The 14,133-nt window shown below is 57.3% G+C and carries 13 protein-coding genes; 3 read left to right on the top strand and 10 right to left on the bottom strand.

The annotated features are described in order from the left end of the window. Nucleotides 1–5: 5 nt before the first annotated feature. From ACL7TT_RS11190 to ACL7TT_RS11180, 3 genes are all read left to right on the top strand, one after another. Complete coding sequence (locus tag ACL7TT_RS11190) at nucleotides 6–1,259, top strand: thiolase family protein (protein WP_413395455.1); 1,254 nt, start codon at nucleotides 6–8, stop codon at nucleotides 1,257–1,259. After that, nucleotides 1,256–2,770, top strand: a complete 1,515-nt coding sequence (locus ACL7TT_RS11185; protein ID WP_413395453.1) for a class I adenylate-forming enzyme family protein — start codon at nucleotides 1,256–1,258, stop codon at nucleotides 2,768–2,770. The genes ACL7TT_RS11190 and ACL7TT_RS11185 overlap by 4 nt, the downstream gene beginning before the upstream one ends. A gap of 64 nt (nucleotides 2,771–2,834) precedes the next feature. Then, nucleotides 2,835–3,260: a PaaI family thioesterase gene (locus ACL7TT_RS11180; protein WP_413395451.1), complete on the top strand. Its 426-nt coding sequence runs from the start codon at nucleotides 2,835–2,837 to the stop codon at nucleotides 3,258–3,260. Nucleotides 3,261–3,608: 348 nt separating this feature from the next. On the opposite strand, the gene ACL7TT_RS11175 is transcribed toward ACL7TT_RS11180, so the two are convergent. The 10 genes from ACL7TT_RS11175 to serC form a co-directional block, all read right to left on the bottom strand. Beyond that, complete coding sequence (locus ACL7TT_RS11175; protein WP_413395449.1) at nucleotides 3,609–3,917, bottom strand: ComEA family DNA-binding protein; 309 nt, start codon at nucleotides 3,915–3,917, stop codon at nucleotides 3,609–3,611. 139 nt (nucleotides 3,918–4,056) lie between these two features. Further along, nucleotides 4,057–4,767: an orotidine-5'-phosphate decarboxylase gene (gene pyrF / locus ACL7TT_RS11170; RefSeq protein ID WP_413395447.1), complete on the bottom strand. Its 711-nt coding sequence runs from the start codon at nucleotides 4,765–4,767 to the stop codon at nucleotides 4,057–4,059. Between the two features lie 78 nt (nucleotides 4,768–4,845). Beyond that, on the bottom strand, nucleotides 4,846–6,036 hold the full coding sequence (gene lapB, locus ACL7TT_RS11165; protein ID WP_299946052.1) for a lipopolysaccharide assembly protein LapB: 1,191 nt from the start codon (nucleotides 6,034–6,036) through the stop codon (nucleotides 4,846–4,848). 1 nt (nucleotide 6,037) lies between these two features. Continuing rightward, complete coding sequence (locus ACL7TT_RS11160; RefSeq protein WP_299946050.1) at nucleotides 6,038–6,346, bottom strand: lipopolysaccharide assembly protein LapA domain-containing protein; 309 nt, start codon at nucleotides 6,344–6,346, stop codon at nucleotides 6,038–6,040. Nucleotides 6,347–6,458: 112 nt separating this feature from the next. After that, complete coding sequence (gene ihfB / locus ACL7TT_RS11155) at nucleotides 6,459–6,767, bottom strand: integration host factor subunit beta (RefSeq protein WP_299946048.1); 309 nt, start codon at nucleotides 6,765–6,767, stop codon at nucleotides 6,459–6,461. 145 nt (nucleotides 6,768–6,912) lie between these two features. After that, nucleotides 6,913–8,592: a 30S ribosomal protein S1 gene (gene rpsA / locus ACL7TT_RS11150; protein WP_299946046.1), complete on the bottom strand. Its 1,680-nt coding sequence runs from the start codon at nucleotides 8,590–8,592 to the stop codon at nucleotides 6,913–6,915. A gap of 175 nt (nucleotides 8,593–8,767) precedes the next feature. Then, complete coding sequence (gene cmk, locus ACL7TT_RS11145) at nucleotides 8,768–9,466, bottom strand: (d)CMP kinase (protein WP_413395444.1); 699 nt, start codon at nucleotides 9,464–9,466, stop codon at nucleotides 8,768–8,770. 76 nt (nucleotides 9,467–9,542) lie between these two features. Continuing rightward, nucleotides 9,543–11,774 (bottom strand): bifunctional prephenate dehydrogenase/3-phosphoshikimate 1-carboxyvinyltransferase, encoded by a 2,232-nt coding sequence (locus tag ACL7TT_RS11140; RefSeq protein ID WP_413395442.1) that lies wholly within the window; start codon nucleotides 11,772–11,774, stop codon nucleotides 9,543–9,545. After that, the gene (gene pheA, locus ACL7TT_RS11135; RefSeq protein ID WP_413395441.1) at nucleotides 11,774–12,877 is read right to left on the bottom strand and encodes a prephenate dehydratase; all 1,104 of its coding nucleotides are present in this window, start codon (nucleotides 12,875–12,877) and stop codon (nucleotides 11,774–11,776) included. Before pheA ends, ACL7TT_RS11140 begins: the two co-directional genes overlap by 1 nt. A gap of 141 nt (nucleotides 12,878–13,018) precedes the next feature. Further along, nucleotides 13,019–14,098, bottom strand: coding sequence for a 3-phosphoserine/phosphohydroxythreonine transaminase (gene serC, locus ACL7TT_RS11130; RefSeq protein WP_413395440.1), 1,080 nt, complete (start codon nucleotides 14,096–14,098; stop codon nucleotides 13,019–13,021). Nucleotides 14,099–14,133: the final 35 nt, after the last annotated feature.

The raw sequence follows: 14,133 nt of genomic DNA, 5'->3' as shown, positions 1-14,133 counted from the left end.
CCGCAATGACCAATGTATTTGTGATCGGCATCGGCATGACCGAGCTGGGTAAAACCGTACAGCGCAGTGTGAAAGACATGACCGAAGTGGCTGTGTCCCTGGCACTTCGGGACGCCAGCCTGGAGCGCCGCGCCGTACAGGCGGCCTGGTTTTCCAACAGCCGCCAGGGATTGCTGGAGGGGCAAAATGGCATTCGCGGTCAGTGCGCACTGCGGCCATTGGGGTTTCAGGGCATCGCCATTGCCAATGTGGAAAACGCCTGTGCCTCGGGCGCTACCGCGGTACTGCAGGCCGTGGCCCATATCGAGGCGGGTTTTTGTGATGTGGCGCTGGTGGTGGGTGCCGAAAAGATGTTTTTCCCCCAGCGCCGGGAGGCCATGTTCAAGGCCTTTAACGGGGGTACGGATATCTATCGCCTGGAGGAGTTTCAACAGCAGTGCCGCCGGCAATGTCGGGAACTGATTCCTCCGCAGCAGCAGCACGAGACTGAAACCACCGATCACAGCTTTTTTATGGAAAGTTACGCCGCCCAGGCCCGGCTGCATATGCAGCGCTTTGGCACCACCCAGCGGCAGCTGGCCATGGCCGCAGCAAAAAACCATCGACACTCGCGTTTTAACCCCCTGGCCCAATACCGCCACAGCTTGAGCGTGGAGCAGGTATTACAGCAGCGCAGTATCGTCTGGCCCTTCACCCTGCCCATGTGCGCCCCCATCTCCGACGGCGCCGCCGCTGCGGTGCTGTGCTCGGCCTCAGTGCTCAAGCGGCTGGGCGGGCGCAAGCGCGCGGTTCGCATTCGCGCTATACACCTGGCCAGTGGCAGCGATCGCCCGGCGAGAGACTTCGAGCATCACATTGGCCGCCTGGCTGCACTGCAGGCCTATGCCCAGGCGCAGATTGAGCCGCGCGATATCGATGTGGCCGAAGTGCACGACGCCACCGCCTATGCGGAGATTCAACAACTGGAAAATTTGGGCCTGTGTCCGCTGGGGGAAGGCGGCCCCTTTACCGAGAGTGGGGACACCGCCCTGGGCGGTTCAATGCCGGTCAACCCCTCCGGCGGATTGGTATCCAAGGGACACCCGGTGGGCGCCACAGGTATCATCCAGTTATACGAACTGGTGCACCAGTTGCGCGGCGAAGCCGGACCCCGGCAGGTAGTCAAACCCCGAATCGCCGTGGCTGAAAATGGTGGCGGCTTCTATGAAACCGAGGAGGCCGCCACCGTGGTCACCGTACTGGAGCGTGCCACAGCATGAGTTTGAGCACCGCACTCCCCCTGCCCATTGAGCACCTCTACCACGGCTGCGCCCGCAACCCCGACGGCATTGCGGCTCAGGACCCCGAAGGGCTTATCCGCTATCGCGAACTATTAATCCGTGTCGAGGCACTGGCGCTGGCCCTGCTGGACAGGCTGGCACCGGGCAGCCATGTCGGTCTGTGCGCGGGCAACCACATCGACCACCTGGTGGCACACCTGGCCATTATCGCTGCCAGGCTGGTGTGGATTCCAATCAACCCCAGCAACGGCCCCCGGCTCAATGCCGCGCTAATTGCCAGCAGTGATATGCAGCTGCTGCTGGTGGATAGCCACAATCGAACAGCCATTGCCGACAGTGCCGTCGAGCAGCTGGCCCTGGACGCGCAAACCGGTCAGGATTGTCGCAACCTGATCGCCCGCTACCGGGGCCGGCCCTTTGCACGGCAACTCCCTGACCCCGCTGCCACCATGGCCATCAAGTTTACCGGCGGCACCACAGGCCAGCCCAAGGGTGTACTGCAAAGCCACGCCAATGTCGCAGCAGTGATCGCCAATATGCAGGCGGTGTACCGGTTTCGCCAGGAGGACACAAACCTGGCCGTAGCGCCGCTAAGTCACGGCGGCTCTCACTACATACTGCCACTACTCAGCGTTGGTGCGCGCCATATTCTCCTGCCCAGTGCTGATACCGACGCCATGGTGGAGGCCTTGGCACACCAGGGCGCCAGCGTCAGTTTTATGCCGCCCACACTCATCTACAAGCTGTTGCAGCGGCTGGAAACCATGCCACACCGGTTTAGCCATCTGCGCCAACTCACCTACAGCGCCGCACCCATGCCACCGGAGCGTATCGCCCAGTGTCTCGAGCGACTGGGGCCCTGCCTGTCCACCGTCTACGGCCAGACTGAGGCCCCAATGACCATCACTGCACTCAGCACCCGGGAAATGTGCCGCGAGGAACTGCGCGGCTCCGTGGGCCGGGCCTGTGTTCACAGCGAGGTGGCCATTGTCGATACCGACGGGCGAGCCCTCTCCGTAGGCCAGACCGGTGAGATCGCGGTGCGCGGCGCTCTGGTGAGCCCCGGCTATTACCGGGCGCCTGAGGCCACCAGTGCCAACTTTCGCGATGGTTGGCTACGAACGGGCGACCTGGGGTATCTCGATGCAAACGGCTACCTGTTTTTGCAGGGGCGCAGTGTGGAGTTGATTATCTCCGGCGGTTTCAATATCTATCCCGCAGAGGTGGAAAACGCCCTGGTGGGTCTACCCGGTATTGACGAGGCTGCCGCCTTCGGTGTGGCGGATAACTACTGGGGCCAGCGCCTGGAAGCCGCTGTCTGCCTGGCTCCCGGCACAACCCTGCAGGCCGATACCATACGTACACTGGCAAAACCGCTGCTGGGCCCGGTAAAAACCCCCAAGGCCATCCATATTCTGCCCGCCCTGCCCCGCAACCCGGTGGGCAAGGTGGTGCGAAGAGAGTTGCAGGCTCTGGTATATCCCCGCTGAGCGCGATGGCATGTGACAGAGGTCATGTTTATTCGCAACAAATATCCAAAATAGGGCTCAAACTATGGTCGATATCGGCACAAGCGGTATGAAGCGCATGGCGCAGTTTTCAAAAACGCAACCCCGCCCCGGTATGGCGGGCAATCTGGATTACCAGATTAAATCCGTCATCGAAGGCCGGGTGGTTTATCACTACACGCCCAAGCAACGGCACCAGAACCTGATTGGATCATTGCACGGAGGGATTCTCGCAGCGCTTTTGGACAGCGCCATGGGCGCGGCTGTGATGACCAGGCTGGGCCCCGGCGAAAATCACAGCATGGTCGACCTGACGGTAAAATTTATTGGCGCGGTTCGAGATGAAGAACCATTAATCATCGAGGCACAGGTGGATCATTGCGGCAAACGCCTGTTCGCCACCAGTGGCAGCATCCGCACGGCAAAGGGCCGATTGATTGCGCGTGCCCTGGCAAATGCGGTGCGACTGTAATTCCCACGCGCCCGGACTCTGGCGCTTTATCACCAACAGGCATTTTATCACTGTATTATTATACAGCTTCAGTCGCTATCTTCTTGGTGAAAAGCACTGAGTATGGCAAGGCGCTCCACTAGAGTCATCTCTAACGGACCTGTATACAATTCGATACTGGCGCGCAGGAAAAAATTAAACAAACCAATACCCCTTGCACAGAGGGTTTCCGAGGTGCAGGGACAGACTGCCCAGGCTCCAGTGCAAGGGCAGTCTGCTATACAGTTAGTGCAACAAATGATGACCGGAGTTTACATAGAGCGCATGTTCAAACACCCCGGCCATCGTGAAAGACAGTCAGCACCAATCTCAAAGCCGAATCTTATTGCGATTCTTCTCAAGGGTTGCTGTGCCAATCCCTTTGACATCCAGCAGCTGTTCCACTGACGTAAATGGGCCGTGCTTTTCCCGGTACTCGACGATCAACTGTGCTTTCTCTGTTCCCACGCCTTCCAGCTTTTCTGCCAGCTCAGCAACGGAAGCACTGTTGACGTTGATCTCAGAAACCACCTGTTCAGCGGTTTCTGACCCCGTATCATTTGCAGTGATTACCGGTGACAGGCTAAGCGAGAAAACGAGAACGAGCAGGGCATGGGTTAATACGCGGATATTTTTCATGATAGGCTCCCAGTGAAAGTATTTTTATTTCACATTGGGACTGTCTTACTCCCCCAAGCCGCAGCATAATACCAACACACTGAGCAAAATCCGCTTACCATCAATTACACTGCATCACACCGGTCAAGACAGACGATCCTTATTGATCCGCGATCTCAGCCAATATCTCCCGCAGTGACCTCAAAGGATCACTGGTTGCTGTAATCGGCCGCCCGACCACCAGAAAGTCGGCGCCCTGGGCCCGGGCTTCGGACGGCGTGAGTGTGCGTCGCTGGTCTCCGCTATTGCTCCAGTTCGGGCGGATACCGGGGGTCACCAGCATAAATTCTGGCCCACAGGTCTCGCGCAGAACCCGAGCTTCACGCGCCGAGCACACCACACCATCGAGACCGCAGCTTTTAGCACTGGCGGCGAGAGACAGCACCTGCGCTTTCAGAGGCCTGGAAACCCCCGTTGCCGCCAGTTCCTCCGCAGTGGTACTGGTCAATACGGTTACCCCGATCAGCAATGGCTTTTTTTCACCAAATTCCCTCAGAGCCTGCACCGCTGCGCTCATCATCCGCTCACCACCACTGGTGTGTACGTTGACCATCCAGACACCGAGACGTGCAGCAGCCTTTACCGCTGCGGCAACGGTATTGGGGATATCGTGAAACTTCAGGTCCAGAAAAACCTCAAAGCCGCGCCCAACCAGGGTACGGACCAGATCGGGGCCCGCTGCGGTAAATAATTCCTTGCCAACTTTCACCCGGCAAAGCGCGGGGTCCAGCTGGCTGGCCAACGCCAGAGCCTTGTCGGCATGGTCGTAATCCAGTGCAACAATAATCGGGGAAGAAACCAGAGCCTGCAAAGAAATACCTCATTAAAATTGCTTTTATCCAATGGCCAACGACAGGATGGGCCTGAGCACCTTCGCTGCCTGCTACTATTACTCGCCCTCAATTCCCTTAACGGAGCGAACAGAATCCCAGTGTTTGCAACTGGGACAGAGCCAGTGCAACTGATTGCCGGAAAAACCACAGTTGCTGCAGCGATAGTGGGGGCGGCTGGCAATCAATTGATCTATCAGTGTCTTGAGTAAGGACAGATTCTCACGCGCCCTGCCCTGTGCTGTTCCGATATACAGATCGAGAAAACGCCCCAGCCCCCGCAGGGATGGGCGCAGTGCCAATTGCTCACCCATAAAAGCAGCAGCGGCTGCTTCACTATCCTGCTGTTGGATGCGCTCTGTCAGCGCAATGAGAACACTGTTGGAGGGATGCTCACTCAAGAGAGACTCCAGGTAGCGATCCAGCCCCTTTCCGTCCCCCAACTCACCGTAGCAGGTAATCAAAAGCTCCAGTATTTCTGGAATATAATCCGGGTTCTGCTTGGGAATGCGCTGTAGCGCTTTAATGGCGTCTCGGGGTTTGCCAAGCAAATATTCCAGGCGCGCCCACAGCAGACAGGCCCGTATAGATCCGCGATCATATCCCAGGGCTGCGTCGAGGTGTTTGCGCGCACTGAGATAATCCTTAGCGGTAATCGCCTCCTCCGCCAGTTCACAGCAAAAGTGGGCCTGTACCGACGCCCAGTCGGGTGACAAGCGCTTGAAGCGGCGGCCATGGAGCAAATTGACAGCGTGAATAGCCTTGGCCCATTCGCGTTCATCCCGATACACCTCGACAAGGTGTTCAAGGCTTGTGGCACGCAGTTCCTGGGCCGTCTCCACCAGTTCTTGCAGCAGGCGCTCAGCTCGATCGAGCCAGCCTGCAGCAATATAGTCACAGGCCAGTTCAAACTGCGCTTTTTGCTGGCTCTGCCGGGCCAGACTGGGGCGTGCCAGGAGATTCTGGTGTACCCGTATCGCCTGGTCGTACTCCCCCCGCCGGCGCAGCAGGCTGCCCAATGCCAAATGGGTTTCAAAGGTTGTCGGGCTGACTTCGAGGGAATCGATAAACTTGTCGATGGTGTCGTCGTGGCGCTCACTCAGAAGATAATTGAGCCCCTGGGCATAGGAGCGGGCCAGGGATTCCTCCTGTTCGCTACAGTCAGGTTTCTTCCTGGAGCTACCTCGCCCTAATACCCAGCCGATAGCGATCGCTGCCAGCAGGAAAAAGAAGTAGGTAATATCAGGCAATTCAGTCTCCGGAAACCTTTTGGTGCGCAGCGTGCAGCTCACGCTCCAGCTTCTTGAGCTGCTTGTTCAGTCCGCGTACACGGCGGCGCTGGGAATACACAGGGAGTAAACTGGCCAGGAAGCCCAACAGAACCCCCAGCAGCAAAGTGCTGATGAGCCACACCCCCACACTGCCTGAATACAGGGCATTACCTGCAATCACCGGCGCTATAACCTGGGGATTTTCCACAGCGAAATAAATGCCGAAGGCCACACACACCAGGGCCAACAGGCCATAGGCAATATGCAACAACCAGCGCAAAAATGACAAGGGAACCTCCGAGTTCCACTAAGAAGGCTTTATCGACCAACACCTTGGGCTTTCGGAACGCACTATAGGATCACCAGCGAAAGCCGATTATCAACCCAGCCGTGCAGTGTAATCATACTTCGATCCCCGTTCCTGCATGCATACTGCGATTAACTCTGTCGCGCAGTTCTTTGCCCGGTTTAAAATGGGGCACATATTTGCCGGATAGTGCAACCGCATCCCCAGTTTTGGGGTTCCTCCCGGTGCGGGGTCCGCGGTAGTGCAGGGAAAAACTGCCAAAACCCCGTATTTCAATGCGCTCTCCCTGGGAGAGTGCGTCGGACATGGTATCCAGCAAGACCCTCACCGCCAATTCTACATCCTTTACTGGCAGCTGATCCAATCTCAACGCAATCCTTTCGATCAGTTCGGATTTGGTCATGCGCTCGGCAACCTCTGCAAGTTATTGATTATTTTGGCGTAGTCCTGCAATCATCTAATACAAAGCCGGACTGGGCAACCCCAGTCCGGCTCTCGGAGCGCACCAAATAGGTTATTTGACGCACTGACTGAACAGTCAGGAAAGATTAGTCCTTATTGTTCATCTGTGCCTTGATCAAGTCACCGATCGTGGCTGGCTGCACCTGTTCGGACTGCTTTTTGCTGTGATCCTTGACAGCCTGTTTCTCATCATCCTGGTCCTTGGCTTTGATAGACAGGCTGATCACACGGTTCTTGCGATCCACGCTGGTGATTTTAGCCGTTATTTCATCGCCTTCTTTCAGGACATTGCGAGCATCTTCAACCTTGTCGCGGCTGATTTCGGAAGCCCGCAGAATGCCTTCGACTTCATCCGCCAGGGAAATGACCGCCTGCTTGGCATCCACCTCTTTGATAGTCCCGGTGACAAAGCTCCCGCGGTCACTGGTTGTAACGAAGTCGGAGAACGGATCGGACTCCAACTGCTTGATGCCCAGGGAGATACGCTCGCGTTCGGAATCGATACCCAGAATGACGGTCTCAATTTCGTCGCCCTTCTTAAACTTGCGAACCGCTTCCTCGCCCGCTTCGTTCCAGGAGATATCGGATAAATGAACCAGGCCGTCGATGCTGCCATCGAGACCGATAAAGATACCGAAATCGGTGATGGACTTGATCTTGCCGGAGATTTTATCGCCCTTGGCGAATTTACGTGCAAAGGCATCCCACGGATTTTCCTGGCACTGCTTGATACCCAGGGAAATACGTCGACGCTCTTCGTCGATATCGAGAATCATCACCTCTACTTCGTCGCCCACCTGGACAACTTTGGACGGGTGGATATTCTTGTTGGTCCAATCCATTTCGGAAACATGCACCAGGCCCTCTACCCCCTCTTCCAACTCGGCAAAACAGCCGTAGTCGGTCAGGTTGGTGACAACGGCTTTCACGCGGCTGTTTTCCGGGTAGCGCTTCTTGATGGATACCCAGGGGTCTTCGCCCAGTTGCTTCAAGCCCAAAGATACACGGCTGCGCTCGCGGTCGAACTTCAAGACTTTTACCTGGATCTCATCGCCAACATTCACAATTTCGCTCGGATGCTTGATACGCTTCCAGGCCATATCGGTGATGTGCAGCAGGCCGTCGATACCGCCCAGATCTACGAACGCACCGTAGTCGGTCAGATTCTTCACAATACCCTTGATGCTCATGCCTTCCTGCAGGCTCGCCAGCAGGGCCTCGCGCTCTTCGGAAGTGGCAGCCTCCATCACCGCTCGACGGGAAACCACAACATTGTTGCGCTTGGCGTCCAGCTTGATAACCTTGAATTCAAGCTCCTTCCCTTCCAGGTGCGCGGTGTCGCGGACCGGGCGGACATCGACCAGGGAGCCGGGCAGGAACGCGCGGATATTGGCAACATCAACCGTAAAGCCACCCTTAACCTTGCCACTGATAACCCCTTTGACCACCTCGTCAGCTGCGTGGGCCGCATCGAGAATTTTCCAGGCTTCAGCGCGCTTGGCTTTCTCGCGGGACAGTCGGGTCTCCCCGAAGCCGTCTTCCACTGCTTCCAGGGCAACTTGCACTTCGTCACCCACCTGCAGCTCTATTTCGCCTCTGTCATTGATGAACTGGGCAGCGGGGATAACGCCTTCAGACTTCAGGCCCGCGTGTACAGTTACCCAGTCTTTATCCACATCAATAACAACACCGGTAACAATTGCACCCGGTGCCATTTCGACGCTTTTCAGGCTCTCTTCAAATAATTCAGCAAAGCTCTCGCTCATTACATTACCTATAGTGAGGGGTTCAGCCGTTGGTAACTGTTGAGTGTAGTCAACCGCCAGCCGCGACCCCAGCCGCGCTGCCAGCACGCGGGTCGGATTACAACAACGGCCGGGCAATCCTGGCAAGACCCGGCCGTTGTCGTTAAAAAAACGGGTTGGTACTGGTTATGCGGGTTTAGGGAACCCCGGGCTGGATCCGGTCGAATACCAGCGTCAGTACCCGCTGCAGGACTGCCTCAATATCGACCCCGGTACTGTCGAGCTCAACCGCATCCTCAGCGGGAGCAAGGGGAGAGGCTTCTCGATTCATATCCAGTGTGTCACGGGCACGGATGTCCTCCAGCAGGTCGCGGAGGCTAACAGAAACCCCCTCCCCCCGCAACTGCGCCGCCCGTCTTCTGGCGCGCTCCTCGGCACCCGCGGTCAAGTAGATTTTGACTTGAGCGTCGGGGAAAACGGTAGTGCCCATATCCCGGCCATCTGCCACCAGACCTGGCAGCCGGCGAAAATTCCGCTGTCGTTGCAGCAGTGCCGCACGCACCCCCGGAATGGCAGCCACCTTGGAGGCGGCCATACTCACCCGCTCCATGCGAATATCACTGGTCACCTCGCGCCCCTCCAGGAGTACCCGCAGCCGACCATTGTCCACAACAAAGCGAACATCAAGCGCCTTTGCCACCTGCGCCAGCGCGATCTCACTGGTCAGGTCCACACCTCTGTTCAGAGCCGCCAGCGCCGCTGTGCGATAAAGGGCGCCCGAATCAAGCAGGGCGAAATTCAACCGGGCCGCCAGCAGCTTGGCAATGGTGCCCTTACCAGATCCGCTGGGCCCATCAATCGTGATTACCGGCGGCAGCTCGTTTGCATCACTCATATATTTTTTGCACAACTCAACCTCTTTATGAACGGCACAAACCAGATCTTAAACCCACCCACTCCGGGCCTGCTGGTTATGCCAGTTGCAACTGCAGGCCCGCGCTGACGGCCAGGTCGGCAAAATTCGGGAATGAGGTCGCCACGTTGGCGCAGTGCAGGATGCGGATTGTATCCTTTGCGCGCAAAGATGCCACAGCAAAGGCCATGGCAATGCGGTGGTCCCCCAAACTATCCACAGTCCCACCGCTAAATACCGTCCGCTCCCGCACACCGCGTATCACAATACCATCCGGTGTCGGCTTCGCCTCCACGCCCAGGGCTGTGAGGCCGTCCGCCATCGCCTGGATCCTGTCGCTCTCTTTGACACGCAGCTCAGCAGCACCCGTCAGCACCGTCTCACCCTCCGCGCAGGCTGCGGCAATAAACAATGCCGGGAATTCATCAATCGCGAGCGGCACCTGATCCTCAGGAATTCGGATGCCTTTCAGTGGCGAATAACGCACCCGGACATCCGCCACAGGTTCGCCACTGACCTCGCGCTTGTTGAACAGTTGGATGTCAGCGCCCATCATGCCCAGAATATTGATCACACCATGGCGGGTCGGATTGATGCCGACATGCTCCAGCACAATATCCGAGCCGGGCGAGATTGCCGCGGCCACCATAAAAAAGGCAGCGGAGGAGATATCCGCTGGCACATCGACACGGCAGGCCTTGAGACTGCCTCCCCCACAAAGCGCGGACTTGGCACCATCGCGAAGTACCTGATAAGCAAACCCCTGCAACATGCGTTCGGTATGATCGCGAGTCGGTGCAGGCTCCACAGTCGAGGTCTCGCCGTTTGCATAGAGGCCCGCAAGCAAGACTGCGGACTTGACCTGAGCACTGGCCATTGGCAGGCGATAGTCAATTCCGTGCAACCGGCTGCCCCCAATGATGCGCAGAGGTGGCCGCCCTCCGGGGCCCGTTTCAATGGTCGCCCCCATCTCCCGCAAGGGATTGGCAACCCGATCCATAGGGCGCTTGGACAGGGACGCATCACCGGTCAAAGTAATATCGAGGCCCAAGCCGGCAAGGATACCTACCAGCAGGCGCATTGAGGTGCCGGAATTGCCCAGATAAAGTGGTCCCGGCGGGGCCTTCAGGCCGCGCAAACCCACACCGTGAATGGTGACCCGGCCATTGACCGGCCCCTCGATAACCACCCCCATATCGCGAAAGGCCTGCAGGGTCGCCAGGGCATCCTCCCCCTCCAGAAAACCCGCCACCTCTGTCACGCCCTCCGCCAAAGAGCCCAGCATAATGGCGCGGTGAGACATGGACTTGTCTCCTGGTACACGCAGCCTGCCACTGACACATTTCCCCGGCTGAGCGATAAAAGTCATTGCCTTTGTCTGCATAAATTCTGGATTCACTTCTTTTGTCAGCATTTTGGTTACCTGATCCCGCGCCGTTTTGGCCCGGGTAAACACGTCCATCAAGCCAGTGCTGTCACCGCAGGCAATAGCTTTGCGCAGGGCCGTCAGGTTGAGGCTGTAGAGATCGATCGCCTTTAAAATGGCGTCCCGGTTGGCCAGCATAATGTCCCGCCACATCACCGGATCGCTAGAAGCGATGCGGGTAAAATCACGGAAACCCCCTGCGGCATAGCGGAAGATATTTTCATTTTCCGCGTCGTGCGCCAGAGTATCCACGAGACTGAAGGCAATCACATGGGGAAGATGACTGGTGGCTGCGAGTACTGCATCGTGCTCTTGCACAGGCATCTGTAACACTTCCGCACCCGCCACCTGCCACAATTGCACCACCCGCTGCAAGTGGCCTGCACCGGTTTCTGGCAGTGGGGTCAGAATTACCCGGTGGTTGTAATAAAGGTCATCGCGCGCAGCAACTGCGCCACTCTGCTCAGAGCCGGCAATGGGGTGACCCGGCACCAAAAAACTGGGCACCCTGCCCCATACTTTTTCCGCCGCACGCACCACATTGCCTTTGACACTGGCGCCATCTGTCACCGTAACGCCCGCAGGCATATAGGCTTTAATTTGAGCGAACACCGATTCCACCGCCAGGGTTGGCACTGCGATAAAAACCAGGTCATTCGCTCCCAACTGTGGCAACACCTCGGCAAGACTGCTGCTGGCACTGTCAACAATACCGAGCGTTTTTGCCTGTTCACAGGTTTCCCCTGGGGCCGCAACACCGATTACCTCGCGGCATGCCCCCGCAGTTTTTAACGCCAGTGCAAAACTGCCGCCAATAAGGCCGACTCCGACGACTACGAGCCGGCCGATTCGCGCCTGATCCATCACAGCACACCGCGCGGGTAGGAACCGAGCACCTTCACGTCCGAGGCACAAATACCCACCTCCCGCAGGGCCGAAGCAATGGCCTCGGTGTCTCGATGTCCCTTAAAGTCGATAAAGAAGACGTAATTCCAGTGACCGGACTGGGACGGGCGCGTTTCCACCCGGGTGAGGTCAACCCCAAAGCGGCGGAATGGCTCCAGCAGATTGTGCAGAGCACCTGGTTCGTTTCGCATCGATACCATCAAAGAGGTCTTGTCGTCTCCGCTCGCCGGCACCTCCTGGGTTCCGATAATCAAAAAGCGCGTGGAATTATCCGGGCGATCCTCAATTTTTTCCGACAAGATTTTCAAACCGTACAACTCAGCCGCCATATCGCCTGCGATGGCTGCGGAATTCCATTCCCCCTTGACCCGCACAGCCGCATCGGCATTGCTGGACACGGCTACCCGCTCTACATTGGGATAGTGTGCATCGAGCCATTTGCGACATTGCGCCAAGCTCTGCGCATGGGAATAAATCCGCGTGATTGCTTCTGCACGGGTGACATCCGAAATCATCAGGTGATGGTGAATACGCAGCTCCACCTCACCACAGATGCATAAATTCGAGGTCATAAAATTGTCCAGGGTATGGTTAATGACCCCCTCTGTGGAGTTCTCTATGGGCACAACCCCGTAGCTGACCGCACCCGCCTCCACCTCGCGAAACACCTCGTCAATGACCGCCAGGGGGCGGCTTTGTGCGGAGTTGCCAAAATGCTTTAACGCCGCCTGCTGGGTAAAAGTCCCCTCCGGCCCCAGGTAGGCCACCTTGACTGGCTCTTCCAGGGCCAGGCAGGCAGACATAATCTCCCGAAACAGGCGCGCCATTTCCTCATCGGTTAAAGGGCCGCTATTGCGCTCCATCGCCCGGCGCAGTACCTGGGCTTCGCGCTCCGGCCGGTAGTACAGTGCATCCTCACCGGTTGCCTTTTTCAACGCGGCAACTGCCAGTGCACAGTTGGCTCTTTCACTGATCAGCCGGGCGATATCGCCATCAATGCTGTCAATACGATTGCGCAGCTCCAGCAAACGCTGGTCACCACTTTCAGTTTCCTCGATCATCCGTTTATCTACGTTTCAGCTCACTGATCAACTACTGAGTCATTCGCCCGGGGCCGGAATGCAATAGCATCTGCAAGCCAGCCACCGCCCTAAACCATCAAAAATACTGTAGCGCGAAACCCTGTTTTTTCGGACTCATTATTAGCCCCGGCGCGCTTCGAAATCCGACAAAAATGCCACTAATACCTCCACTGCTTCAAGCGGTACGGCGTTGTATAATGACGCACGCATGCCACCAACCGAGCGATGCCCTTTCAAGCCCAGTAGCCCAGCCTCACCGGCCGCCTCGAGAAACGCTTTGTCGAGTCGTTCATCGGCCAGCACAAAGGGCACATTCATACTGGAGCGGCTTCCCCTCTCCACAGGGCTGGAAAAAAACGCACTGCGATCAAGAAACTCGTACAACAATATGGATTTTTTGTCGGCGAGTCGCGCCATCGCCTCAACCCCCCCCTGGGCCTTGAGCCATTGAAATACCAGGCCGGACAGGTACCAGGCAAAGGTCGGTGGCGTGTTATCCATGGAACTGGCATCCGCCGCCACCTTCCAGCTCAGACTGCGCGGAATATTCTCCATTGCCCTGTTGAGCAGATCCTCGCGGACAAGGGCAACGGCAATACCCGAGGGCCCCATATTTTTCTGGGCGCCGGCATAGATCACGCCAAACTTATCCACTGGAATCGGGCGCGACAAAATACTGGATGACATATCGGCTACCAGGGGGCAATCCACCTCTGGCACATAATCAAACTCGACACCGCCAATGGTTTCATTCGGGGTATAGTGGAGATAAGCCGCCTCCGCACTCTGCTGCCAGCTGTCTTCAGCGGGGGCGTAGCTGAAATTACGGTCTTCACTGGAAGCAACCACCGTCACTTCGCCGTATCGCCTGGCTTCCTTAATGGCTTTTGCCGCCCAATGCCCAGAGTGAATGTAATCGGCCTTTTTGGGGCCCGAGCCAAAGAGATTCCAGGGTACGGCACCAAACTGCGCTGTGGCACCGCCCTGCAGGAACAGCACTTTGTAGTTATCCGGGATAGAGAGCAGGTCGCGCAAATCCTGCTCGGCGCGCTCGGCAACTGCAATAAACTCCGCTGTGCGGTGGCTGACCTCCATCACTGAACAGCCCAGACCGCGCCAGTCTAGCAACTCCTGCTGGGCCTGATGCAGTACCGGCTCCGGCAATGGACCGGGACCGGCGGAAAAATTAAATTTCCTCATAGTATTACTCCAGAAAGCCAAACATGGTTTCAAAT

The organism is Microbulbifer jejuensis, from assembly GCF_047289955.1.
Lineage (GTDB): Bacteria > Pseudomonadota > Gammaproteobacteria > Pseudomonadales > Cellvibrionaceae > Microbulbifer.
Note: the sequence above shows the minus strand (reverse complement) of the source record. Positions and strands in the feature narration are given on the sequence as shown.

Coding starts and splice junctions, on each gene's coding strand:
- pheA (WP_413395441.1), bottom strand. CDS start 12,877: ATGATCGAGGAAACTGAAAGTGGTGACCAGCGTTTGCTGGAGCTGCGC.
- ACL7TT_RS11140 (WP_413395442.1), bottom strand. CDS start 11,774: ATGGATCAGGCGCGAATCGGCCGGCTCGTAGTCGTCGGAGTCGGCCTT.
- ACL7TT_RS11190 (WP_413395455.1), top strand. CDS start 6: ATGACCAATGTATTTGTGATCGGCATCGGCATGACCGAGCTGGGTAAA.
- serC (WP_413395440.1), bottom strand. CDS start 14,098: ATGAGGAAATTTAATTTTTCCGCCGGTCCCGGTCCATTGCCGGAGCCG.
- ACL7TT_RS11185 (WP_413395453.1), top strand. CDS start 1,256: ATGAGTTTGAGCACCGCACTCCCCCTGCCCATTGAGCACCTCTACCAC.
- ACL7TT_RS11175 (WP_413395449.1), bottom strand. CDS start 3,917: ATGAAAAATATCCGCGTATTAACCCATGCCCTGCTCGTTCTCGTTTTC.
- rpsA (WP_299946046.1), bottom strand. CDS start 8,592: ATGAGCGAGAGCTTTGCTGAATTATTTGAAGAGAGCCTGAAAAGCGTC.
- ihfB (WP_299946048.1), bottom strand. CDS start 6,767: ATGACCAAATCCGAACTGATCGAAAGGATTGCGTTGAGATTGGATCAG.
- ACL7TT_RS11180 (WP_413395451.1), top strand. CDS start 2,835: ATGGTCGATATCGGCACAAGCGGTATGAAGCGCATGGCGCAGTTTTCA.
- cmk (WP_413395444.1), bottom strand. CDS start 9,466: ATGAGTGATGCAAACGAGCTGCCGCCGGTAATCACGATTGATGGGCCC.